20 protein-coding genes are annotated in these 24,132 nt (G+C 34.6%); 3 read left to right on the top strand and 17 right to left on the bottom strand.

Translation table 11 applies throughout. The features are described 5' to 3' along the window. Positions 1-521 precede the first annotated feature (521 nt). Positions 522-971, top strand: coding sequence for an NUDIX hydrolase (locus tag ACWG42_RS13340; protein WP_455793054.1), 450 nt, complete (start codon positions 522-524; stop codon positions 969-971). 27 nt (positions 972-998) lie between these two features. Here ACWG42_RS13340 and ACWG42_RS13335 read toward each other — a convergent pair whose 3' ends face one another. The 7 genes from ACWG42_RS13335 to ACWG42_RS13305 all read right to left on the bottom strand — a co-directional run bounded on the left by ACWG42_RS13335 (position 999) and on the right by ACWG42_RS13305 (position 8,642). Continuing rightward, on the bottom strand, positions 999-2,069 hold the full coding sequence (locus ACWG42_RS13335) for a M42 family metallopeptidase (RefSeq protein ID WP_455793053.1): 1,071 nt from the start codon (positions 2,067-2,069) through the stop codon (positions 999-1,001). A gap of 30 nt (positions 2,070-2,099) precedes the next feature. Beyond that, entirely contained in the window at positions 2,100-3,164 is a 1,065-nt protein-coding gene (locus ACWG42_RS13330; protein ID WP_455793052.1) for a M42 family metallopeptidase, read from the bottom strand. Between the two features lie 138 nt (positions 3,165-3,302). Beyond that, the gene (locus ACWG42_RS13325) at positions 3,303-3,827 is read right to left on the bottom strand and encodes a GrdB-related putative oxidoreductase (protein ID WP_455793051.1); all 525 of its coding nucleotides are present in this window, start codon (positions 3,825-3,827) and stop codon (positions 3,303-3,305) included. Between the two features lies 1 nt (position 3,828). Next, positions 3,829-4,158, bottom strand: a complete 330-nt coding sequence (locus tag ACWG42_RS13320; protein ID WP_455793050.1) for a PTS sugar transporter subunit IIB — start codon at positions 4,156-4,158, stop codon at positions 3,829-3,831. A 237-nt stretch (positions 4,159-4,395) separates the two neighbouring features. Beyond that, positions 4,396-5,757, bottom strand: coding sequence for a PTS sugar transporter subunit IIC (locus ACWG42_RS13315; RefSeq protein ID WP_455793049.1), 1,362 nt, complete (start codon positions 5,755-5,757; stop codon positions 4,396-4,398). 264 nt (positions 5,758-6,021) lie between these two features. Beyond that, positions 6,022-6,717 carry an RDD family protein gene (locus tag ACWG42_RS13310; RefSeq protein ID WP_455793048.1) on the bottom strand — a complete coding sequence of 232 codons (696 nt, stop codon included), beginning with the start codon at positions 6,715-6,717 and terminating at the stop codon, positions 6,022-6,024. 11 nt (positions 6,718-6,728) lie between these two features. Continuing rightward, positions 6,729-8,642 (bottom strand): BglG family transcription antiterminator, encoded by a 1,914-nt coding sequence (locus tag ACWG42_RS13305; RefSeq protein ID WP_455793047.1) that lies wholly within the window; start codon positions 8,640-8,642, stop codon positions 6,729-6,731. Positions 8,643-8,821: 179 nt separating this feature from the next. On the opposite strand from ACWG42_RS13305, the gene ACWG42_RS13300 reads away from it, so the two are divergent. After that, positions 8,822-9,694, top strand: coding sequence for a YitT family protein (locus ACWG42_RS13300; protein ID WP_455793046.1), 873 nt, complete (start codon positions 8,822-8,824; stop codon positions 9,692-9,694). Between the two features lie 302 nt (positions 9,695-9,996). Here the strand turns inward: ACWG42_RS13300 and ACWG42_RS13295 are convergent, their stop codons facing one another. The 9 genes from ACWG42_RS13295 to ACWG42_RS13255 all read right to left on the bottom strand — a co-directional run bounded on the left by ACWG42_RS13295 (position 9,997) and on the right by ACWG42_RS13255 (position 20,651). After that, positions 9,997-11,148 (bottom strand): D-alanine--D-alanine ligase family protein, encoded by a 1,152-nt coding sequence (locus ACWG42_RS13295; RefSeq protein WP_455793045.1) that lies wholly within the window; start codon positions 11,146-11,148, stop codon positions 9,997-9,999. 49 nt (positions 11,149-11,197) lie between these two features. Then, a complete protein-coding gene (locus ACWG42_RS13290; RefSeq protein WP_455793044.1) occupies positions 11,198-12,781 on the bottom strand; it encodes a Mur ligase family protein in 1,584 nt (527 codons plus the stop codon). Continuing rightward, a complete protein-coding gene (locus ACWG42_RS13285; RefSeq protein ID WP_455793043.1) occupies positions 12,774-13,481 on the bottom strand; it encodes an alpha/beta fold hydrolase in 708 nt (235 codons plus the stop codon). Before ACWG42_RS13285 ends, ACWG42_RS13290 begins: the two co-directional genes overlap by 8 nt. A gap of 97 nt (positions 13,482-13,578) precedes the next feature. Then, the gene (locus tag ACWG42_RS13280; RefSeq protein ID WP_455793042.1) at positions 13,579-14,976 is read right to left on the bottom strand and encodes a sensor histidine kinase; all 1,398 of its coding nucleotides are present in this window, start codon (positions 14,974-14,976) and stop codon (positions 13,579-13,581) included. Position 14,977: 1 nt separating this feature from the next. Beyond that, entirely contained in the window at positions 14,978-15,637 is a 660-nt protein-coding gene (locus tag ACWG42_RS13275) for a response regulator transcription factor (RefSeq protein ID WP_455793041.1), read from the bottom strand. 57 nt (positions 15,638-15,694) lie between these two features. After that, a complete protein-coding gene (gene glmM / locus ACWG42_RS13270) occupies positions 15,695-17,029 on the bottom strand; it encodes a phosphoglucosamine mutase (RefSeq protein ID WP_455793040.1) in 1,335 nt (444 codons plus the stop codon). 17 nt (positions 17,030-17,046) lie between these two features. Continuing rightward, a complete protein-coding gene (locus ACWG42_RS13265) occupies positions 17,047-18,417 on the bottom strand; it encodes a CdaR family protein (RefSeq protein WP_455793039.1) in 1,371 nt (456 codons plus the stop codon). Then, a complete protein-coding gene (gene cdaA / locus ACWG42_RS13260; RefSeq protein ID WP_455793038.1) occupies positions 18,417-19,763 on the bottom strand; it encodes a diadenylate cyclase CdaA in 1,347 nt (448 codons plus the stop codon). The genes ACWG42_RS13265 and cdaA overlap by 1 nt, the downstream gene beginning before the upstream one ends. Before the next feature lie 117 nt (positions 19,764-19,880). Further along, positions 19,881-20,651, bottom strand: coding sequence for an HAD-IIB family hydrolase (locus tag ACWG42_RS13255; RefSeq protein WP_455793037.1), 771 nt, complete (start codon positions 20,649-20,651; stop codon positions 19,881-19,883). A 108-nt stretch (positions 20,652-20,759) separates the two neighbouring features. Between ACWG42_RS13255 and ACWG42_RS13250 the strand changes: the two genes are divergently transcribed. After that, positions 20,760-20,921: a YjzC family protein gene (locus ACWG42_RS13250; RefSeq protein ID WP_455793036.1), complete on the top strand. Its 162-nt coding sequence runs from the start codon at positions 20,760-20,762 to the stop codon at positions 20,919-20,921. Between the two features lie 80 nt (positions 20,922-21,001). Here the strand turns inward: ACWG42_RS13250 and ACWG42_RS13245 are convergent, their stop codons facing one another. Beyond that, complete coding sequence (locus ACWG42_RS13245) at positions 21,002-23,152, bottom strand: DNA topoisomerase (protein WP_455793035.1); 2,151 nt, start codon at positions 23,150-23,152, stop codon at positions 21,002-21,004. Between the last annotated feature and the right edge of the window lie 980 nt (positions 23,153-24,132).

The raw sequence follows: 24,132 nt of genomic DNA, 5'->3' as shown, positions 1-24,132 counted from the left end.
GTATTCTTGGAAATGTGATAATATATTCATGTGATATAATCCCTTTCTGAAAATTTGGTTTCGCGATTAAATTTTATAGGGTTATATCACTTTTTTCAATTCCACATCCATTTTACACTATCTTTTAATATGTCCAAATTGACATATATGTATAGTTATGGTATATTTTGGTTACAAAGAGAGTATGCTCTTTATGGATATGGCTTTCTGACCGCTTGAGGTTGGATGTGCAGATTGATGCGGAACCATATCCTTTTTTTATGAAATTAAAGCTGTCATTATCGGCAGAATAGATATATAACTATGTCTACGAACTTTAATTTAAAACACAAAGTAAATGTAATTTTTAATATTTTTTTCTTATCGAATAGAAATAGTAACTACATAATGGATGCTACGCTCATTCAAAAAAACCTTTTAGTTATCACAACATTTTAGTATGCCATATTTCATTTATTTACTCAGTTTTCTATAAATGAGATATCTAGTTTATGATACCATACGAAAAAGAGGAATCTATTATGACACATACCATAGGCTGTTTTTGTATCATCTTTAAATCCAATAAAATACTTTTAGTGAAACGAAAGGATTTTCCTTTGTGGGATCTGCCTGGTGGAAAAAAAGAACAAGGAGAAAGTGAAATTACTTGCGCCATTCGAGAAGCAAAAGAAGAATGTGGATACAGCATTTTTATTGATCAAGAAATTGGACGTTATAAACGCTCGAAATATCAAGATACACAAGTTGTCTTTTCTACCCATGTTCTAGAAGAATGCATCGATTTTACAAGCGATGAAACTAAATGCATAAAATGGTTTCCATTGCATAAATTACCTTATAATCTTGTGCCTAATCGAGGATTGCAAATACAACATTATAAAAAAGGATATTCCAAACTTGAAATATCCCTTAAAGATCGTCACCCTTTATTAGTACTACAACGCTTTTCTAAATTTCTGCATAAATAATGTACACAAAAAGTGTCTCTCAACTTTTTATTGTATAGAAGCTTTCATTGCTTTTAGTTTATCCCAATTTACACGACGGCAGAATTCTGCGATTGCTTCAACGGTTTGTATATAATCTTTGCGATGAATCATCAGACGATGAGAATGCATATAACGAGTTGGAATGCTTAACGTCATCGTTATGATACCATCAAATGCTTTATGAATATTGTCCGCATCTGTTCCTCCAGCAGTCATCATATCATAATTGATATCAAGACCTAAATCACGACAGATATCTTCCATTTCATGTAGAAGTGCTTTATGTGCAATGATACCTGCATCCATCACGCTCAATACAACTCCTCCACCAAGCTTTACTTCCCCTTTATCCATTGGTGTATCTAATGCAGTTGTAACATCCAATGCGATTGCGACATCAGGATGTATAAGGTTTGCGGCAGTTCTAGCACCACGAAGACCTACTTCCTCTTGTACGGTTCCTACAGCATACACATTGGCTTCATGATCATCGTTTTGAATGCGGTACAACACATCCATGGCAAGACCTGCACATAAACGATCATCCCAAGCTTTTCCCATTAAATAATTCGGATTGTTCATAACTTCGAACGTTGTATCTGGTGTAATCATATCACCAATTTGAATACCTAACTCTACCACTTCTTCTTTGTTATCAACACCCAAATCCAAAAATAAATCCATCGGCTTGATAACCTTTTCTTTTACTTCCGCTGGAAGCCCATGAGGTGCACTTGATCCAACCACTCCATGATATCGTTTGCCTTCTTTGGTAGTTACATATAAAGTTTGGGAAGGAAGCACATGTCCCCACCAACCACCAACTGGTAACATTTTAATATAACCTTGTTCATCAATTTCACGTACCATGAAACCAACTTCATCCATGTGTCCACAAATCATAACTTTTGGTCCATCTTTATGACCTTTTTGTAATCCTACAATGGAACCTAAATTATCATATGAAATCTCATCACTGACTGGTGTTAACCATTTTTTCATGACACGACTAACTTCTTTTTCACATCCAGAAATACCATGAGCTTCACTCATTTCTTTGATCATTTCTAGATTCATTTCTCCATAGGCTTCTTTCATAGAAACTTCTTAGCGATTTTCCGCTTTATAAGCGTTAATCTTTTCTTCATCAAGAGATTGGATAATGGAAAGTATAGCTGTTTTTGCACATTCATAATCACGTAGATCTATGATGCTGTTTCCAGTATGACCATTACGAGCACAAATACATGCGCTTAAGGTAGGACATCCAGAAAATAATTTATGAATCCATGCAGCATCCGTTTGTGCCATATTATAAAAGTATTGATATGGAAGTTGTTGTTTTTCACATGTTTGTACGAGTGTATCCAACAACATACGATTTGGCATCATACCCTTATCATAATAGCGAACTAAAATACCTTTCCCTAATTGTCCAACTGCATTCTCTTTTCCACTTATATCATTGGCAAAGCTACAATCCATAACAATACCCATATCTGGATGGATCAAACCTGTTGCTGTTGTTCCACCACGAATTCCAACTTCTTCTTGAACAGTTGCGCCAATGTATAAATCTACATCTAATTCGATATCTTTAAGTGCTTTTAAAACTTCAATTGCCATAACACAACCATAACGATTATCCCATGCTTTTGAAAGAATACGATGTCCATCTTTTAATACCACAAATGGACCATCTAGCACAGCACTATCCCCTACTTTAACACCCCAATCATTTGCCATAGTTTCGCTTTCTGCACCAAAATCAATCAACATTTTCTTTACATCACAGGAAGCAATATCATCACTATCACATACGATATTACCCACCAACTCTGTACCATTGCTAGCTTTCACACGTACTCGTTGTGCATGTAAACTTTGTGGATTAATTCCACCAATACAAATGAATCCAGCTAATCCATTTTTCTTAATACTAGTAATCATAAAACCAATTTCATCCATATGTCCACATACCATAACTCTTGGAGCATTTGGTTTTTTACTCTTCTTTACTGCAAATATAGATCCTAGATTATCATACACAATTTCATCTGCGTAGGATTCCATATGTCTTTTCATTATATGTGAGACTTCTTTTTCATCTCCAGAAATACCAATTACCTGTGTTAATTCTTGCATCAATGCAAGTGTTTCATCAAAATACATAAACGCACCTCTTTCTCTTTTACAAGTTCATTATAAGCCTTTTTTCCATAATGTATATGAAGTTTGTTTCCTAATGCATAGGAAACAAGAAAAGCAGCGAGAAAGCTGCTTTTCTTTGAGTTAATAGGAGTTTGCTTTTTAATGGTATGCGTGTTCTTTGATCATTTCACTTACGTCTTCTTTTTTCGCAAGTGCAAGTGCAAATTCACACATCATTGTTAAGCTTTGTGGTAAACCTGTACCACCTTTTTTAGGCATTTTAAGAATTGTAACATGATTTTTAAATTCTTCAATTGCCTCACTGCATTCCTCTGACATAATAGCAAATGCAGGAATATCTGTTAGTTCATTGATTACTTGTGCCGTTTTTGCAGCCATTTTTCCATAGCTTCCATAATTGAAGCATGGTCCACAAATAACAACATCAGGATTTAACTTTTTGCTCATTGCTGCAAATTTCTTTCCGTTTGTTTCTGGATCTTGCGCAAATGTTCCATCTCCACAATATAGTGTAGCACAAATACTACCACCCATTTCTGTTAAAGACTTTTCAAACATGTGACAAGAACCTATCGCCATTGGCTTTCCACCCATTGCTAAATCTGGACTTTCTTTACCACCAAGTCCTGCTTGCGTCTGATCAAATACCATCAATACTTTCATTTTATTGTTCTCCTTGTTTTCTTTTTTGTAGCAGAAGTAATGCTTTCTTTAGTACTTTTTCACCATCCATCATCCCATAATCTTCTTGAGAGATTAACATCACAGGTGTATCTTCATCATAATTCTTTTTCGTTTCATTGAATAAGTACTTTACCTGTGGCCCTAATAGGATGATATCTGGATGTTTTTCATCTACGATACTTTGCATTTTCTTATAGGAAAATGCAGCAACTTCAATTGGTAACAGATGCTGATTTGCACAGTCTTGCATACGACTAGCTAATAAGCTCGTAGACATTCCCTGATCACAAAATAAATAGAATCGTTTCATAAAGCATCCTCCCTTACACTACTATTATAAAACTTTATCACGAAAAATTCATCCAATTATATTTCCTAGTTATTAGGAAATATAAAAGAAAGAGATAGCGTTCGCTATCTCTAAATCTATACGTTTATAGATATACCTGTTTCCTGTTGGTTTATCTTTTTTTTATGCTTTTCCTGTAGAATTCTAATCGTTATTTTGATATTTTCAAATTATCGCAAGGTATACGATTTGAAATTCTTATAGGTCATCCAATGATAAATCATCGAATGAAATATCTTCGTCGTCTGTTCCTTCTGCATTTTCTTCATCATGTAAGTACCCTTTATCAAGTGCTTTAATGAATGGGAAGTAAATACAACATCCGATAACAAGTAAGATAATCTGCCACACAGCTGCAATCCAACTTCCTGTTGATAACCAACCAGAGAATCCAATTGGAGTTGTCCAAGGTAAGTTTACACCTGTTGTTCTAGGTAGAATTTCTGCCACTGTTAAGAAATATGAAGTACATAAGTTAAACATTGGTACAAAGATAAATGGAATAATCATAATTGGGTTCAATACAATTGGTAAACCAAAGATGATTGGTTCATTGATTCCAAATACTCCTGGAACGATACTTAAACGACCTAATACTTTGATACGTTCTGATTTACAGAATAATAACATACAAATTACAAGCGATAGCGTACTACCTCCACCACCGAAGTTCGTAAAGAAATTCGAGAACGGATTTGTAAAGATATGTGGTAATTCATTGTTTGGTGTACCTGCTTCAAAGGCAATTAATTGATCCGCTGTTAATACGTTACCAATAAAGAACACTGAGTTCATTACGGCTGGACCATTGATACCAAAGAACCATAAGAATGTACACATGAAACTATAGATAGCATTTGCTCCTAATGTATCTCCTAACCCTTTCATAGGTGTTTGAAGAACAGTAAATACGAATCCCTGTGCAGTTTCAAATGGAGTGAACTGGAAGAAGATACGAATTAAGAAACATACTAATAATACAACAGCACTTGGAACTAATGCAGCAAATGAATCTGCTACAGCTGGTGGAACACCTTTAGGCATTTTGATTGTCCAACCTTTTTTGTATACCCAAATAAATAGAAGTACACAAAGAATTGAACAACACAGAGCCATAAAGATACCATTCGTACCAATATTATCGAAAGATAAACCAGCAAATGCACCTTCTACAACGACTTCTCCTGCATCATTTGTAGCATCGTGAATTACAGGTTGTAAGATAAAGAATGAAACTAAGGCAACTGCTGCACCTTGAATTTTATCCCCTTTAAACTCTCTCGCCATTGCATACCCAGTACCCAAACAAGTAAGCAACGCTGTACAGTTGAATGTTGCACGAGATACGGCTTTAAACCATTCTTCCCAGCCTGCCCCAAAGACACCTGTCCAGAAATCTGACCATCCTGGAATAGGGAAGTTAGCAATCAGCAAGAAGATTGAACCAACGATCAACAATGGTGTAGCAATTAAGAATCCGTCACGAATAGCGATCAAAACTCTGTTTTTACTCAACACGTCAGACATTGGCATAAGAATTTTTTCGAGCTTGTCAAACATTTTAATTTCCTCCTCTTTAAACTTCTAAAAAATTTAATAGTGCGCACTAAACTTTTTACAACCTTATTATAATAAAAGTTTATCTTTCACAACATGAAAATGATTTCCTAAGGTATAGGAAATCCTCTTTTCCTAACCAAAATATGAAAATAAACCTTTATTTATCGACTTTTTTTGGAGTCAAACTAAAATTATAAAATCCGTTTATATTCTTGACGAAAGATAAAAGCAGTGATTTCTCACTGCTTTCTTACTTCTATTCTTTTATAATGCGTGATATTTTGATCCTTCTTCAGCAGGAAGCATATATACTTTTGTACCTCCAAGATAATCGTGAATCATACGACGATTGTAATTTGTTAGGGTGAGTAAAAAGGATAAAAATGTCATGAAATATGTGACATATCCAAAAAAGGAAGGATAATCAATACGTGCTGTTAGTACTACCAATTGTACAATATATGTGGTCGTAAACACCGCAAGTTCAATAAAGGTCATAGCAATTACATTTCTTAAAAAGAGCGCTTTTGCACTTACTTCAGAATTGTCCATCATTACAATTTTATATTTTAATAATCGTTTTGCAGGTGTTTGACCAGGCCATACCTTCCATGGAATATATACATAATAGAAGATATAAAATAAGAATACAAAGAACGTAATAATATATGCCCAATACAATGGAATACCTGCTAAAATCTGTGTGGTATTTGTAGAACCCGTTAAACATGCTTGAATGATGACGAGAGGAATCACACAGAAAATATTAGAAAGTGCGAAATCGATTAGGTATCCAAAGAATCTTCGGATATTACTAACAGGTGGATGCTCTGTATCTTTTACGACTTGTTCTTGTTTCTTTAGAAGGGCAATACTTAAGCGGTCAATAAGACCCAATTTCTTTTCTCTATACTGCGTCTTTGGTTCTTTATATTTCGTTGTGGTCTTTGTCTTTGCCATAACTTTTCTCCTTACTCAACAATACGTGCAATAAAATCATTATAATCACGACTTTCTAAAAGTGTCGCAAAGCGATTGGCATCACTAACTGCATTGCTCAACCAATCAAAGAATAATTTCAACATAGATCGATCTTCTTCATTGATAGCCAATAAAATTACTAATTTTACCTCAAAAGGCCCCCAAGGAATTGGATTTTTTAGGATTGCGACCGATATGTTAGATTTGATACTCATTACATTGAAGCTATGTGGAACAGCAAAACTGTACGCAAATGAAGTTGCGGACAAAGATTCCCTTTTCAACACGGATTCTTTGAAACCTTCAGGAATATATCCAGCTTCTTGTAAGTTATCACACATATAGTTGATCACATCTTCATGAGTTGCTAAATCCACATCCGTGTAGAAGAAACGTGGTTCGATCATTCCTGAAATTCCTTCTTCAAATTCTTTTTGGAATCGTTTTTTATCCAATAAGTTTAATGCTTGAAAGATACGACTTTCATCTTCCAAATTCACAAAGAGTGATATTTGTATGGTTGCGATATCTAAATCATGTTGTAATGGTAACGTTGTTAAAATCAAATCTGGTTTGGCATCTAAAATGGTTTTCTGTTCGAAGAAATTCAAACAATCCACGATTCCCATACGCTCACCAAATCTATTTTCTACCTTACGAACACACATATTACTTAATGCTTGATCATGAGGATAAATCATAATTACACGATACTTCCCTGAAAGATTTGCGCGTTCAAAAGCAGATCCTAAATGAAGTGATAAAAATCCAATTTCATTTTCGCTGATGACTTCATTTAATTGTTCTTCAAGGTAACGTGCAACTCGTATCCCCATTTCAAATACAAGAGGATATTTACGTTTGATTTCTTGTAGGTATACATTTGATACATCGATTTTTTTCATTTGACGTTCCATTAAGGATTGCATATGCATTTTCAATCCAATGCGCAAATCGACGTCCTGTGCAAAATCAATATCAAAATCATCATGGATAACTTCCAACATACCATCGATGATTTCATCACTCGTCAAACTATGATGGGATTCATGAACCAAATCTTTTGAATAATTCGTTCCCTTTTTCCCCATCAATAACAAAGCCAATAACGCTACTTCATCTTCTACGATTTCAATGCGAATTTTTTTCGCAGTATTTTGGAAGAACTCACAAGCAATTTTATACTCTTGACTTTCTTTCAATTCATCGTTGTTTCTTTCCGTTTGTATGTAGTTATGTCGTAAAATTCTTTCAATCGCAATTCCAACATGTACCATTAACATTGGAAATGCCATTTCTCGTACATGAAAATTATATTTGTTGAATGTTTGTTCAAGAGTATCTTTCACAACCAACAAATCAAAATCGTTATACAAAGCCGCAAGGTTATTCAAGTTTAAGAAATTCCCTTGTGTTTCTTCTGCTAATAAATCTTTATATAGTTTACGCTTACTCTCTTCACTTCCTTCCAAATGGATGAAGTTCTTAGAACGTACTAATTTCAAATTTTCATAAGGTTCGATCATTTTCTTAATACGCTTAATATCGTTATCTATGGAATACTCACTTACAAACACTTGATCTTGTAAGTTTGTAATACTTAATTCGTTTCGTTGAAATAAGAGCTGTTGAATGATATACACACAGCGTTCTTGTGGTGTTTGGGCAATTGGTTGCTCAATCTCAATATTGAGTGTACGAAGAATCTCTTGATTCAAATGATATCCATAACGAAGATTTGATTCAATCAACGCATCTTCATAATAACGGTTGATAGAATCGATATCTGAACGCACTGTTCGGTCCGACACATTTAAAAGTTTCGATAACTCTTTTCCAGTAATCCAATCGTTAGAATCATTCATCATCATGATAATTCTTTCTTGTCTTTTATTTAGTCCCATTTTGTCAATCCTCTCTAATGATATTATATAGAAAAATTTCCTAGGAATAATTTAACATAATTTCCTAGCACTTAGGAAGTATTATGAATATATTTCTTCCTACTGCCTAGGAAATCCTTTTGATAAAACGCAAAAGGAAAGGCATTATAATTATATGGAACTTGGAAAGAGGGTCTCTTATGTTAACACATTCTATGAAAAACAAAAAGCTTCGCTATGTATTCAGTATTATTGCAGTCATTGTTTCTGCGCTTTTACAAACGTATGTAATTCAAGCTTTTATCAATCCTAGCAATTTACTAAGTAGTGGGTTTACTGGTGTAGCCATCTTAATCGATAAGATTAGTTCTTTATATGGTATACACATTTCTACTTCAATAGCCATTTTAGCACTCAACATTCCTGTTGCCTTGGTATGTTATAAAAGTATCAGTAAAAAGTTTACCATACTTTCTAGTATACAGTTTGCCCTCACCTCCATATTCTTAAACATTTGTAATTTTTCTCCTTTGTTTGATGATGTTGTATTGAATGTAATCTTTGGAGGATTCCTATATGGCTTATGTGTGGTAGTAGCACTTAAGGGAAGTGCCTCTACTGGTGGTACTGATTTTATTGCGTTGTATGTATCTAATAAAATCAATCGTTCTATATGGGAACAGATTTTTATATTTAATGCTCTAATCCTATGTATCTTCGGGTATATGTTTGGTTGGATTTATGCGGGATACTCCATTGTATTTCAATTCATTATGACAAAAACCATATCTACCTTTCATCATCGTTATGAACGAGTTACCTTACAAATTACTACAACCAATCCAGAAATGATGGTGGATCGTTATGTAGAACATTATCGTCATGGAATTTCTTGTATCCAAGGATATGGTGGATTCAGTAAAAAGAAGATGTATTTATTGCATACAGTCGTATCCTCTTATGAGGTTGCGGATATTGCCAATCTGTTAAGGGAAACAGATCCAAATGTCATCATCAATGTATTACGTACAGAAGAATTCTATGGTGGGTTCTATATGGCACCTATAGACTAAAAAAAGGATTGCATTCTTCACGAGCTTTACGTATCGGGTGTGACAGGTATTTATTCCAATTGACTCCTTCCATCACTTTAAGAAAACTGAACATTAGATCTGAAGAATTTAACTTTTTTCCTAAATCTAGTGGTAAAATCATCTGTTGTGTAGTGTAATCTATATTGCTTAGGTATGTATAATTTAACTCTAACACATCGTTGTTTTCCATAGTTAAATTATACCAAAAAAACACGTTCTACTCTTATGAGTTTGACGTGTTTTTTATGTTATGGATGTTTTTTATTTGTTACAGCCTCTTTTTATTTTGCTTTCATCCCTTGATGTTTCATCGTTAAAATATTGGTTGGGTAGGAATAGATTTGTTTTTGATCTCTAGCATATTGCTTAATTGCCATATCTAATAAACGAGTAATTAGTTCTGGAAAAGGAATACCACTTTTTTGCCAGAGATAAAAAGAAAGGGATCCAGGTATGGTATTAATCTCATTGATATATAAGTCTTTGCTTTCATCATTCATTAGGAAATCTATTCTACTAACGCCACTACCACACAATGTTTTAAAGGTTTCTTTTGCGAGTTCTTGAATTTCTAATGTTAAATCTTCTTCTAAATCAGCAGGGATTTTACGTGGTGCATTTTGCATACCCTTGCTCGCATCCACTCCAATATATTTGTCCTTATATGATAAAATATCATCTTGTTTTTTTACTTCTTCTAACACACTGGCAATACACTCCACTTCATCTCCAAGGATGGAACAGTTAATCTCTCGAAGGTTCTCCACAACTTTTTCAATAATGACTCTTCGATCGTATTGATATGCTTCGATCATAGCCTTATGAAGTTCTACTTCATTATGTGTAATACTAATTCCAATACTGCTCCCTAGATTAGCTGGCTTCACTACAAGAGGGTACCCCAATCTTTCCGCTTTACGAAAAAAAGAATCATCCAATGGTGTGGATAATGTCCAATAATACCATGGAACAATAGGGAGAGCACTATCTTCTAACACCTGTTTCATTATAATTTTATCCTGTCCAATAGCACCTCCCAATACACGTGGTCCAACATATGGAATTTTTAAGGTTGATAGAAATCCCTGAAAACTTCCATCTTCTCCATGCGTACCATGTAGGATTGGAAATACGATATCGAATTCTTTTTCCTTAGCAAATAGAGAATGCTTAACAGGGATGATAAAAAAATGTTGGTTGCGATGAATCAACGTAACCTCACTACAATAACCTGGGATTTTTTCCATCTCTTCAAACGTCTCTAAAGAACATAGTGTAATATCATGATACATTTTACCGTCTTTAGAAAGGTATAAAGGAATGACTTCGTACAAATAAGGATTCATTTCCTCCATCACTTGATGTGCAGAGAGGATACTAATTTCATGTTCTACGGATTCACCACCAAATACAACAACAACTCTAAGTTTCATAGCATTCTTCCTTTCATACAGTCTAGTGTATGCGTTCGCCTAAAAATGGTTAATGGTTGAATGCATCTGGAAGATCATTTTCCAATAAAACCGTTGTATCTGGCGTAGCTATTGAATTCAAACATGAAAATGCTTCTTGTATCGTAGATACGATATGCAATTTGGATAATGGAAACTTTTTTTCTCGTAAGCCTACTACGATATCTTTTGTTTGTTGTTTCCCAACAAGAATTACTTCATCTACACATTGCGCCATATAACAACCAAATTCATAATGAGCCTGTTTACTATCTTTTCCAAGATCTAAAAAACCAGGGGTTATAATAACTCGTTTACCATCCAGTTGTTTCATTACTTCTAATGCGTAATGAGCTCCTTCTGGATTTGAATTGTACGCATTGTCTATAATTGTATAAGCTTCATTTTCGATAATTTGTAAGCGATGTTCTACATAGGATAAACTAGAAACCAGTTGTTTGAGAACATCCCAAGATACATTTAGCGTATGTGCTACCGCTATCGCTCCTGTAATATTTACTACGTTATGACGTCCTAAAAGCTTACAAGAAAATGTATGTCGTTCTTTTTGATAGACCACATCAAAACTACTTCCAGCTTTAGAATAGGTAATATTCGCTGCTCGATACTTACACTCAGGACGAGTTCCATACGTCACAATGGTACACGTATTTTGAATTTTGTACTCACGAATATATGGGTTATCATAATTGATAAATCCAATTCCATCCTTTGGTAGCTTTTCAATCATTTGCATCTTTTCATGAAGAATGTTCTCCATGGAATGAAAGGTAGAAAGATGTTGTGGTCCAACTGCACTTACGAAACCATACTGTGGTTGAACAAACTCCATCAAACGCTCGATTTCATGCACATGATCCGCACCCATTTCACAAATAAAAATCTCATGTAGATTTTGTAAATGTTGACGTATGGAAAGCGTAATCCCCATCAGATTATTATAGGAGTGTGGGGTTTGTAGTGTGTAATAGGTATCTGACAACAAGGTGTGTAAAATATTTTTAATAGATGTTTTACCATAACTCCCAGTGATTCCAACACAACGAAGATGCTTATGGCTTCGTAATATTTTTTGAGCATCTTTAACAAAATACATACGTATTCTCTCTTCTATGGGTTGTGTCAAATACGCAATGATTATAAGAAAAAACCATGGAGAAAAGTATAAAAAAGGAACACAAGCTATCCAAATATCATTCGATAATACCTGTAATAAGAATACAAAACATACTATATAAAACAAATAAAACGCAAATAATAACCGTTGTACTCGATGTGTAAATACAAGGGGTTTTCGATACTCTTTCATATCTTCCATTTTAAAGAAAACATATGAATATATAAGCAATAATAAAATTAGTAGTTGTAAGGGTAATTCTTCATGGGATACAAAAAATAAACCATATACACCCAACAAACATAAAAAGGTTCTTTGGATGGACACCCTTTTATACTTTACTTCATGTAGTAGCCATGTTTCATAACGCTTAATTTGGTAACGATTTTGTTGGTACATATGAATGCTGCGTTTCATTGGGGTATATAGAAAAAAAGATAATACGAATAAGAATAAAACGTTTTGAATCTTATCCATATAAGAATGCCTCTACAATACCAACGAAACGTAAGCTTTGATGAAAATAGGCAAAATGGTCTTCTCTTGGAAGCGTGATTAAGGTCGCATTTGGTATTTCTTGTTCCATTTTCTTTCCCATCCAAAGAGGTGTTTGCATATCTCTTTCTCCCCATACAAGCAATGTCTCACATGGAATATGATCTAGACAATACGTAAGATCGTCTTCTACACTTGCTACTAAAACTCCTTTCATAATTGGACTTGCATTTTGATAATCTACACTTCCCATATTGGTAGATACATGCAATCTTTTAAAGCATTTATACGTATATACTCTTAAGTAATACATCAATCCTCGTTTATTCTTAATACCCGCAGCTCCTGTTAAAATGAGTTTATCCACTGGATAACAAATCGCATAACGAATCGCAATACGTGCACCAAAGGAGTGTGCTATAAAGATTGGTTTTTCAATTCCTAACATCGTTAATAATTCATACAACGCATCTGCATATTTTCGAACATCCCAAACTTCTTTTGGTTCTTCGCTTTCACCAAATCCTGGAAGATCCATATTAATAACTTTATAATTTGTTCGAAAGTGATCCGCAATGAATTTCATCATATATTGATTTTGACCCCAGCCATGAAGTAGAACGATACAATCCCCTTCTCCCTCTACACTCACATTCCATTGAATTCCTTGAATAGTATACATAGTGAACCTCCTCCTTCAAGTATATGAAATGTATTTGTAGCTTTGACCTACTTTCAAAAAAAGAGTACATGTTCTAAGACACATACTCTGTTCTCCATTATTTTTTCTTATATGGAGCGCTATCGCGATAGATTCTAAAGATAACTCCATCGGCAGTATTCTCTCCATATACTTCGTAATGATTCGCGCCACAAACTTTTGCAACAATGGATAGACCTAAACCAAAACGTCCTCCTTGTCCCATCTCATATGGTTTGAATAATACCTTGATACGTTCTTCATCCATGCTTGGTCCATCATTGGCGATCGTTAAGCCATCTTCTTCACTCAAACGAATGTCAATGGTAGTTCTTGCATAGCGTAGTGCATTTTCTATGATGTTCTCTACGACAACACGCCATGGTTCCGCAAGCCCATCAAAGAAGACTTCTTCTAAATCTGTTTTTATTTGAATCTCTGGTTTAATAACTTTGATATTTTGAATAACGAGCTCAATAATATCCTTCATATCAGAAGCGATACCTTCACAATCCTGAGAAATCAGGTATTCTACACGATTCATAAACAATAGAGAATGAACTTTTTCTTCTAAACGTTCTGCATTTTCAATAATGACATCTACACTCTTCTCTAGGGTTTCATAAGGATAAATACCATCCTTGATACTTTCTCCATACGATTTGATGGTCGCAATTGGTGTTTTTAAATCATGAGAAATATTATGAATCATTTCTTCCTTGGTCTTTTCTTGTTTACGTAATTCATCACGCATACTCACTAACGCATCCGCAAGTTCTCCAATTTCATCCTTACGATTTACGCGTAATTCCGCATCTTTTCCAAGTTTCACACGTTCGATATAGTTTCGAATTTGATTGAGTGGATGAATTAAGGTAATTACCCACATCATCAACACGATGAAGAAAAATCCAACTACGATGACCGTAATATATACAACACTATTAAAAATCATACTTTCTAGCTTATTCATGTTGTCACTATAAGTACGTGTAATCAATAGGTAGTTATCACTTAATTTAGAAATACTATAAAAAGAATCAATGTGCTCACCCGCAACATTCAATACCTTACCATGTGTTCTATCACTATCACTTTTGCTTAATAGCACTGCAGAGTTCGCTATGGCTGTCCATTCTTTACTATTAGTTACAACATCCATCTCACTTGCTGCACTTGGGTCAATAACAATCTTTGTTTGATCATTTACCTGAACCACACGTGCAGTTAAAGAGTCAAACCCAGATACACTTACATACCAACTCGCTTCACTTTCTGTAGCTTCTTGGCTACTTGCGATCAATGAGTTTTGCGTACTATCCAATTGGTTATAGATTTGATCTTGTATTGCCGTATTTACGTTTCCATTTACATATACAAAAAAGAATACAGTAAAGAACGTTACAAAGAAGAAAATCAACGCAAACAATTGTTGCGTTAGTGATAATTGTTTGATGAATTCATTAAAGCGCTTCATGTTAACCTAAACGATATCCATATCCATAAATGGTATGAATATTTAGATTTGGAAGTTTCTTACGAAGACGACGCAACGTATCATCCACAACACGATCACTACCAAAATAATTTTCTTCCCAAACACTTGTCAAGATCTTATCACGGTTAAAGGCCATCCCTTTATTTTTTATAAACATCATCAAAAGATCGAACTCTTTTGTGGTTAAATCAATTTCCTGTCCATGATCGAACACTTTACGTTGTTCTTCATCCAATTCATATCCATCAATTAAGATACGATTATTCGCATCTTTATACACACGTTTCATAACGTTGTTTACACGTAACACAAGCTCTTTGGGAGAGAATGGTTTGGTAATGTAATCATCACTTCCCTTTTCTAAGCCAATGATACGGTCAAACTCTTTATCACGTGCAGACATAAAGATTACAGGAATCTCTTTTCCCTGTAGACGAATTTCTTCAATCAAATCAAATCCGCTCTTATCATCCAACATGATATCAAGAATCCATAAATGCACATCATCATCCATTACATGCGCACTTGCCTCTTCATATGTATAATACGAACGTACTTCGTACCCCTCTTTTTTTAAATATTGATTCACTAAGTCATTGATTGCTTTTTCATCTTCTACAACACAAATCACTTTTTTCATATAAATCACCTCATACCTCTATTTTAGACTAAATTATGTGAAAAAAAAAGGACTTTCTTAAAGTCCTCTCTCTTTTATGAAATTTACTACGTGATTTACATACTTCTCACATAATTCATCACTCTTTGCTTCTACCATAACACGTACAAGTGGTTCTGTTCCACTAGGACGTACTAAAATTCTACCTTCATCACCTAATTCAGCCGCAACTTCATCCACAACCTTTAATAGGTCTTTGTCTTCTAAAGCCGCGTGTTTATCTTTTACAGGTGTATTAATTAATAATTGAGGATAAATAAATAAATCTTCTCCTAATTCTTTTAGTGATTTATTTCTATCTACCATGATTTCTAATAGTTTCAATGCGGTTAATAAACCATCTCCTGTATTCGCATGTTCATTGAAGATAATATGTCCTGATTGTTCTCCACCGATAGAGTAACCATGTTCACTCATACATTCATAAACATATTTATCTCCTACTGCAGTTTGTTCATATTTGATATTGCTATCTTTTAGAGCATGATAAAGTCCAAGATTACTCATAACAGTTGTTACCACAACATCATCTTTTAATAATCCTTTTTCTTTCATATAACGTCCACAAATAAACATTGTGTAGTCACCATCAATCAAGTTACCTTCTTCATCTACTGCAATCAAACGATCCGCATCACCATCAAAGGCAAACCCTGCATGATAGTTACCTTCACGCATCATCTTCTGAAGCAATTCAGGGTGCGTAGAACCACATTTGTTATTGATGTTGATTCCATTAGGAGAAGAGTGAATAACCTCTACAGTAGCCCCTAAAGACGTCATAGTTTCAGCTGCACAACTTGTTGCACTACCATTAGACAAATCCAATAATACATTGATTCCATTCAAATCGATTGGTACGATAGATTTTAACCAAGATTCATAAAGTTCCAATCCCTCAGACCATTCAAGTACACTACCAATCTTTTCTTCATGAGCCAGTTCAATTTCCTCTAAACCATCAATATAGCGTTCAACTAAGTTCTCCGTTTCAGGATCCATTTTACAACCTGCACCATTAAATAACTTGATTCCATTGTCATAGAATGGATTGTGACTAGCACTTACCATAATACCACAATCAAAGTGCTCTTTTTGAATTAAATAAGATACAGAAGGTGTCGGACACACCCCTAACAAATACACACTTGCACCAGTAGAAGTAGCCCCAGCAGCTAATCCCATTTCAAACATATCACTAGATAAACGAGTATCTTTTCCAATTAAAATTTTCGCATGGCGTTTCTTTCCATAATACCATCCTAAATATTGACCTATTGATACCGCCATATCCAATGTCAATGTTCCATTTGCACGACCTCTTGCGCCATCTGTTCCAAAATATTTTCCCATAAATTACATCCTTCCTTTTACTGTTTCTTTACAGCCTTTACTTTTACAGTTGTAGTCTTTAATTCATAACTTGCTAATTTATTGCTACCTTCTACTAACATTTCTACTTCATACGTTCCTGCTTTATTGATTTTACTCAAATCAGCGGAAATTTTAATATTTTTGCTTTCTACAGAATCAATGACTGCCTTAGCGCCTTTTACCGTAACTTCACTAGTTGTAACTCCTTCAATCGTAAAATTGAAACCATCCAAACTATTGACTAAGTCGATATCTACATTGCTTACTGTACGACTCTCTGCCTTCGCCAGTTTGATGGTGAAATTTACAATTCCTTTTGAAACTTTAGTTACACCATTTGGTAAAATGATTGGCATAGATATTTCTTTATCACCAGTCAGCGTAGAGGCTGGTATGGTGATTGGTAGCTCGATGATATTGTCTAATACCGCTTGACTACCGTATATTGTAACCTCAGGATAATCTACCGAATAGGATTCAATTGCTTTTCCATTTGGTATCGTTCCTGTCGGAGACAAGACAACGTTTACATTCTTCTCAGGACGAGAGACCTTAACTTTCGCTAATAATGTGTCAGGAATAATATCTACATTCATACGATTCCCATTACTATCATACGCATACACTTTTGCTTTCGTTTCAAAATCAGAAGTAACATTCTTTCCAACTTTTACAAGTGCTTTCACATATGCGATCTTATCCAATGTTTCCGTACTTGCTCTTACCAGTACTTCCCCTTGCTCCAATACAGGTTCCCCTAAATCGTAGGTACTATCCATAACTGAACGATTCAAGAAATCATATCCCACATTGAACTTACGAATGGATTTTTTCTTAATGGTAACCATTTTACTAGAAGGTTCTAGTACAACATCCACATGAGAAGGGGCTCCCTCTGTGGTAAATGTTACCTCATGTACACCTTCCGTCATATTTGTCATATCCGCAATTACTCGAAAATTACTCTGTTGCTTAATATTTTTAATATCGCTCAAATCTCCAATTACACGAACTTTCACTTTCTTAGGCAATCCAATAACTTCATAGTTCTGTGAAGATATCACTTGTGATACATCATAGGAACCTAAATCCTCTGCACTTTTTGTTGATTCAAAAATATTCGCATTAGCTGAATTCATCGATACGTATACCAGAACCGCTAATATCAGCGCAACTACTTTCCCATGTTTTTGATTGAACAATAATTTATCCAGCCAACCACTAATCCATCGGAAAAATTTACTAATTTGTATTTCTAATCTAGCATATGTCTTCGCAAAAGTTTGCGATTTCTCGGCGATTGCCTTTGCCAGTTCTGTTTTTCCCTCAGAACTTAGCTCTATCTTATTCTTTTTTTTCTTTGCCATTAGGAATCACTCCCTTCTTTGGTCTTTTTCACACCGTCATCATCAGCCGATTCATAATGTAGAACAATCGTTTCTGGTTCTACAACATCGTCAAATAAATCCGCACCCATAGTGGATATAGAAGAAGGTTTACGTTCTTCTTTCTTTACTTCTTTTTTCATATCTTCTTTTACGACTTCCTCACTCTTTGTTTTACGAGGACGCTTCTTAGGAACTGGTGTTTCTTCTATTTCTATTTCTACTTGTTTTGCTTTTTGTTTATCATTTTTTCTACTTTCTTCTTTTTTCTCTGATTCACTTACAATATTATCAAAGAATTGATCAAATCCAGAATCTTGTTTCTGAGCCAGATCTTCAATTTCCATTTCTTTCTTTTCTGTTTTCACAGGTTCTACTTCTTCATTCTTCTTCTTTTTCGCATATTTCTGTTCATTTTCATCGCTATCCTTTACACGACGATTTTTCCCTTTAAAGTAATGTGCAAACACACTTGGTTTCTTCCCTTGTTCATACAATGTTTCTTTTAAAATTTCTTTATCACGTGGTTCCTCTGCTTTTTCTTTAGCCACCACATTTTGATTACATACAATATCCATCAAAAATTCATGAAGACTGCTTTCTGATATAACAGAAAGTTTCCCAGCTTCCGCAATTGATATATTCCCTGTTTCTTCACTAACTACAATCGTAATAGAATCCGTAATCTCACTAATACCTACTGCTGCTCTATGACGTGCTCCATAGCTTGTTGGCAACTCCCTTGTTGTTGGTGGGAAATATGCCGCAGCACAAGCAATTTTTACCCCCTGTATAATAACTGCCCCATCGTGTAATGGTGTACCATATTGAAATATCGAACACAACAATTCACTGGATACAACAGAATTCATAGGAGTCCCTGTTTTAATAAAGTCAGACAAGGAATGTCCTTGTTCTATTGATATCAATGCGCCTGTCTTTGTCTTTGACATTTCTGCACATGATTTTACTAATTCATCTACAAGTTGTTCTCGCTCATTTACCGTCAACGTAGAAATTCTAGAGAACACACTTGTCTTCCCTATCTTCTCTAAGATATTTCGAATCTCTGGTTGGAAGATAATAATGATTGCGATGACTCCCCAATTCATAATAGAATCCGCTAAATTCTTAACAGTATTCAACTCTAACACAGAGGCCGCAAAACGAATGATGATAATCAACAAGACACCTTTAAAAATCTGTATGGTTCTTGAATTATTTTTAACAATACGTAGGCAATAATAGATAACTGCCCACACAAATGCAATATCCATCAGCAGCAGTATCAAAGTCTTTAGATTGTTTAATGTGAAATAACTGAACATAGGAACACTCCCCTCGTATTTTATATTATAGCATAAACACTTCCTTACTACCTATCTTTTTCTTATGAAATGACATGAAAAAAGGAGTCAAATAGACCCCGATTTCTAACAAATTGCTTATCCTTCCATAACATCCGCAATACAAGCACCCACGCTAGCATAAACTGCCTCTGCCTGTTCTTTGATCACAGTTCTTGCATGTGCAACAGCACACCCATGAAATTCTTGAATCATTGGCACATCGTTAAAAGAATCTCCAATCGCATAAATATCTTCATGGCATAAGTGGTACTCGTTTTCTATGAAATACAAACCCTCTGCCTTACTAACACCTGCAGGCACAATATCTACACAATTGATATTTACATAGGCCACTGCATACCCCTTGAAATGTACATTGATATGATGAGCAATTTCATCTGCTAATTCACTATCATTTAAGGAAATCACCAATTGTGCTATCTTTCCATTATCTAACACTTCTTCTTCACGAAAATTTTGATCTGGCATATTGGCATATTTATGATCCACTTGTTGTTCATCAATTGAAAATTTATAACGATGATATCCATCATTGATAACATAGGATGCACAATCTACCTCTTTTATATAACTGATAATATCCAACGCTTTATGAAAATCCATATACAAACATTGTAATTTTTGAAATTCACGGTCATAGATAACACCACCATTATTTGCCACTATAAAGTCAAATTCAATTTCGTTGTTCTTTATTTCTTGTTTGATAGACTCCATACTTCTTCCCGTCACAATCCCAAACATATTCCCCGCTTTTCGAAATTTACGAATCATTTCGATATCTTTTTTATCCACGTACTCCTGTGTACGTAATGTTCCATCATAATCGCTTGCGACAATCTTCATTCTACGACCTCCTTATATACTCCTCTATTTTAACAACTTACAAAAAAAATACAAGTTGATGCATAAGTTTTTAAAGCTTCTCCATACTACTTTTAGGAGGTGTTAGAAATGGCACAGAAAAAATACCGCCCAGGAATGAACTGCGAAAAATCTGGAAAATACACTTGCTACAATGCACAGGGTAAAGAAATCAACAGTGACGTAGACGTAGAAAAGGGTAGACGTTTTCCTCCTTCTCAGGAAGAAGGATGTTACTACGAGGAACAGTAATAACACTGGATTCCTGTGAGTCTTATACATTTGTATAAGAAAAAAATCTCTTCGCACGAATGTGCATATAAGAGATTTTTTTATGTTTTATCCAAGAGTCTATAAACGGCTCTTCCGTTTCGAACACCCAACTGCAACACTTTTACTACTTCTTGTTCCTCTTCCATAATCTTCACAAGACAATATTTATCCTGTAAAAGTTTTTCAGCCATTGGTTTTGTAATTTCTTTATCAATATCAAGGAAGAAACGATCTTCCTTCCATAAAGCAAATTTACATCCATTTCGATAATTCACACAACCAAACCCTTTGCTATTTTCAACGATTTTATTTCCACAAACTGGACATAATCCAATTGCTTCACGTGAATCATCAATAGGTACATCTCCCCCTACTCTTATATTTGAATAGTCTTTATGAAGATGTGGAACGAAAGCTTCTAATACACTATCTACCAAGGTCTTCACATCCGCTTTTCCCTCTTTGATATCTTCTTGTATCACCCACCACTTCGCGGTTAAATCTGGTTTTTTGATTTCGTCAGGTAAAACATGATAAAAATCTTTTCCTAATTGTGTCGATACAATATTCTTTCCTTGCATCTCAACATAGTGACGCTTCATTAAGGTTTCCACAATCGAAGAACGAGTAGCACTCGTTCCAATAGAACCATTCTCGCCTTTTTTATCTTTGTCTTTTTTCTTCAAGATTTCCTTGATTTCTTTATCTTGCACATATTTCGCAATGCTCGTCATATCCTTAATTAAGGTAGCCTGCGTATAGCGTTTAGGTGGATTCGTTTCTTTTTCCGCAATTTCACTATTACTTAAAGTAATCTCATATGTACCAGCTGGAATGTCAAACTTAGAAGAATCTTCCTCTTCATCATTTTCTTTTTCTTCTTTATCTGCTTGAAAATGCTGTTTATATCCTTCATCCATTATAAACGTACTTGCTGCTCTTAAATCACCATGCTCTGTTTTCACAACTGCTGTAATTTGACGTTTCTTAATCGGAGGTAAAAACTGCATAATATAGTAACGTGCAATTTCTTCATACACCTTTCGCTCATCTGGTAATAACGCTTCAATTTTAAAGTCTGACATCGTTGGTATAATCGCATGATGTGCCGTTACAAATTTATCATTAAAACATTCAGAATGAATTTGATAATTCACAGGATATTCTTCTTGTAACTTTCCCATCACATGAGGTAATACCTTATTTGCTTCTGTAAAATGTTCTTCTTTTAAGTATTGTGAATCACTTCGATTATACGTAATTGCTTGGTATTTATCACGTAATGTCTGCGTAATCTGATCCGTCTTACTTAAATCAAAACCAAACTTGCTATTCATATGTGCTTGTAATTTCGCAAGATTAAAAGGCAATGGTGGTTTTACATCCATCATTTTTTCTTCTACTTTTACCTTACGAGATACTTCCTTCATAATATCTGCTTCGATATCTTCCATCACACCTCGTTGTAAAATATGTTTGTCATCTTCCAAAATATCTTTTTTAGGTTTCAGTTGTAGTCCAATATCAGCCAATGGATCCTCAAGATGACCTTGTATCATCAATTCATAATATTTTTGTTTCACATGAGAATCAATTTGTTCATCTCTAGCTACAATCAACCCTAAGGTAGGACTTTGTACACGTCCAACACTCATTCCTTTACGTAGCAAAGATAATGAAAATAAACGTGAATAATTGATTCCTACTACATAATCCGCAACTGCTCTAGCATACGCACTATTTCCTACTGCTTTAAGCTTTTCATCATTATCAATCAATTCATGAAATGCTTTTCGAATATTAGCAGGAGTATTATCGTTAATATATACACGCTTCACAGGTTTCGTATTTCCTGCATAATCCAAGATTTCATCAATCAAAAACTGTCCTTCATCATCCGGGTCACCAGCATGAATGATTTGATCACATTGCGCCATCAACTCAATGATTTGCATCACACGATCTTTTTTATTCCCATCTGGAACTAATTTCCAATCCTCAAAACAAATTGGTAAATCTTCTTTCTTCCACTTCTTATACTTTTCATCATATTCATCTGGTTCACAAAGACGAAGCAAATGTCCATATGCCCATGTAATGATTACATTCTTCTTTACAATGACCCCACGCACTTCTTTGTTAGGACCATCAATGGATGCCGCAATGGCTCTTCCAAGCTCTGGCTTTTCCGCAATAATTAGAGAACGCATTTGCCTCCACCTTTCTTTATTCTAAATTAGATTATACCAAATTTATTCATTTTCGTTCAGTATTTTTTTAATTTTAAAATATGTGATTTAAAAAAGTTATCACAATCTTTAGGATTTTTTAATTTTATTTCGTATTAAGTATAGTGGAGGGGTGTGTATGCATAAGAGTAGTTGTGCTGATCACTTGGAAAGGAACACATGGCTGAATTATGTATCACCTATTTGATACTCGTTCTTACTCTTTCCCTTTTACGGCGCAAAGGTAAGTAGTATCTAAATGGGGATGGGTGGGGATACATAAAGTGCCAGTTTACTTTCTCATGATTTAGCACCTTCCAACAAAAAGGGAACGAGTAGGAGCTCGTTCCCTTTCCCTGTCCAGTTGACAGTTCTTATGATTTAGCATCTTTATTATAATAAATTTTTATCTCTCTCGCAATATCATATATTGTATATTTATATGATATTATCATACAAATTTGATTATTTTTCATTTTATTTAGGATTTTTTAATTTTATTTCGTATTAAGTATAGTGGAGGGGTGTGTATGCATAAGAGTAGTTGTGCTGATCACTTGGAAAGGAATACATGGCTGAATTATGTATCACCTATTTGATACTCGTTCTTACTCTTTCCCTTTTACGGCGTAAAGGTAAGTAGTATCTAAATGGGGAGGGGTGGGGATACATAAAGTGCCAGTGTACTTTCTCATGATTTAGCACCTTCCAACAAAAAGGGAACGAGCGAGCACTCGTTCCCTTTCCCTGTCCATTAGACAGTTCTTATGATTTAGCATCTTTATTATAACCAATTTCACGCTATCTAACAATATCATATATCGTATATTTCACAAAATCCTAAATTTTTATTTGGAAGTCCGTTTTTTATAAATTAACTGCAATAAGTATGAAAGGTGTAAGATATAGGTGTGTTTCCTTGTGACACTTTAAAGGAGGTTTACTTATGAAAAACTGGAAAC

The sequence above is a fragment of the Amedibacillus sp. YH-ame10 genome, from assembly GCF_053848885.1.
This window is presented reverse-complemented; position numbering and strand designations above follow the sequence as displayed.

Excerpts from the sequence above, each read along its gene's own strand:
- ACWG42_RS13255 (WP_455793037.1), bottom strand. The coding sequence starts at position 20,651 with ATGAAGATTGTCGCAAGCGATTATGATGGAACATTACGTACACAGGAG.
- ACWG42_RS13320 (WP_455793050.1), bottom strand. The coding sequence starts at position 4,158 with ATGAAACGATTCTATTTATTTTGTGATCAGGGAATGTCTACGAGCTTA.
- ACWG42_RS13285 (WP_455793043.1), bottom strand. The coding sequence starts at position 13,481 with ATGTATACTATTCAAGGAATTCAATGGAATGTGAGTGTAGAGGGAGAA.
- ACWG42_RS13335 (WP_455793053.1), bottom strand. The coding sequence starts at position 2,069 with ATGAATCTAGAAATGATCAAAGAAATGAGTGAAGCTCATGGTATTTCT.
- ACWG42_RS13305 (WP_455793047.1), bottom strand. The coding sequence starts at position 8,642 with ATGGGACTAAATAAAAGACAAGAAAGAATTATCATGATGATGAATGAT.
- ACWG42_RS13265 (WP_455793039.1), bottom strand. The coding sequence starts at position 18,417 with ATGGCAAAGAAAAAAAAGAATAAGATAGAGCTAAGTTCTGAGGGAAAA.
- ACWG42_RS13280 (WP_455793042.1), bottom strand. The coding sequence starts at position 14,976 with ATGAAGCGCTTTAATGAATTCATCAAACAATTATCACTAACGCAACAA.
- ACWG42_RS13300 (WP_455793046.1), top strand. The coding sequence starts at position 8,822 with ATGTTAACACATTCTATGAAAAACAAAAAGCTTCGCTATGTATTCAGT.
- ACWG42_RS13245 (WP_455793035.1), bottom strand. The coding sequence starts at position 23,152 with ATGCGTTCTCTAATTATTGCGGAAAAGCCAGAGCTTGGAAGAGCCATT.
- ACWG42_RS13315 (WP_455793049.1), bottom strand. The coding sequence starts at position 5,757 with ATGTTTGACAAGCTCGAAAAAATTCTTATGCCAATGTCTGACGTGTTG.
- cdaA (WP_455793038.1), bottom strand. The coding sequence starts at position 19,763 with ATGTTCAGTTATTTCACATTAAACAATCTAAAGACTTTGATACTGCTG.
- ACWG42_RS13330 (WP_455793052.1), bottom strand. The coding sequence starts at position 3,164 with ATGTATTTTGATGAAACACTTGCATTGATGCAAGAATTAACACAGGTA.
- ACWG42_RS13325 (WP_455793051.1), bottom strand. The coding sequence starts at position 3,827 with ATGAAAGTATTGATGGTATTTGATCAGACGCAAGCAGGACTTGGTGGT.
- ACWG42_RS13290 (WP_455793044.1), bottom strand. The coding sequence starts at position 12,781 with ATGGATAAGATTCAAAACGTTTTATTCTTATTCGTATTATCTTTTTTT.
- ACWG42_RS13275 (WP_455793041.1), bottom strand. The coding sequence starts at position 15,637 with ATGAAAAAAGTGATTTGTGTTGTAGAAGATGAAAAAGCAATCAATGAC.
- ACWG42_RS13310 (WP_455793048.1), bottom strand. The coding sequence starts at position 6,717 with ATGGCAAAGACAAAGACCACAACGAAATATAAAGAACCAAAGACGCAG.
- ACWG42_RS13340 (WP_455793054.1), top strand. The coding sequence starts at position 522 with ATGACACATACCATAGGCTGTTTTTGTATCATCTTTAAATCCAATAAA.
- ACWG42_RS13250 (WP_455793036.1), top strand. The coding sequence starts at position 20,760 with ATGGCACAGAAAAAATACCGCCCAGGAATGAACTGCGAAAAATCTGGA.
- glmM (WP_455793040.1), bottom strand. The coding sequence starts at position 17,029 with ATGGGAAAATATTTTGGAACAGATGGCGCAAGAGGTCGTGCAAATGGA.
- ACWG42_RS13295 (WP_455793045.1), bottom strand. The coding sequence starts at position 11,148 with ATGAAACTTAGAGTTGTTGTTGTATTTGGTGGTGAATCCGTAGAACAT.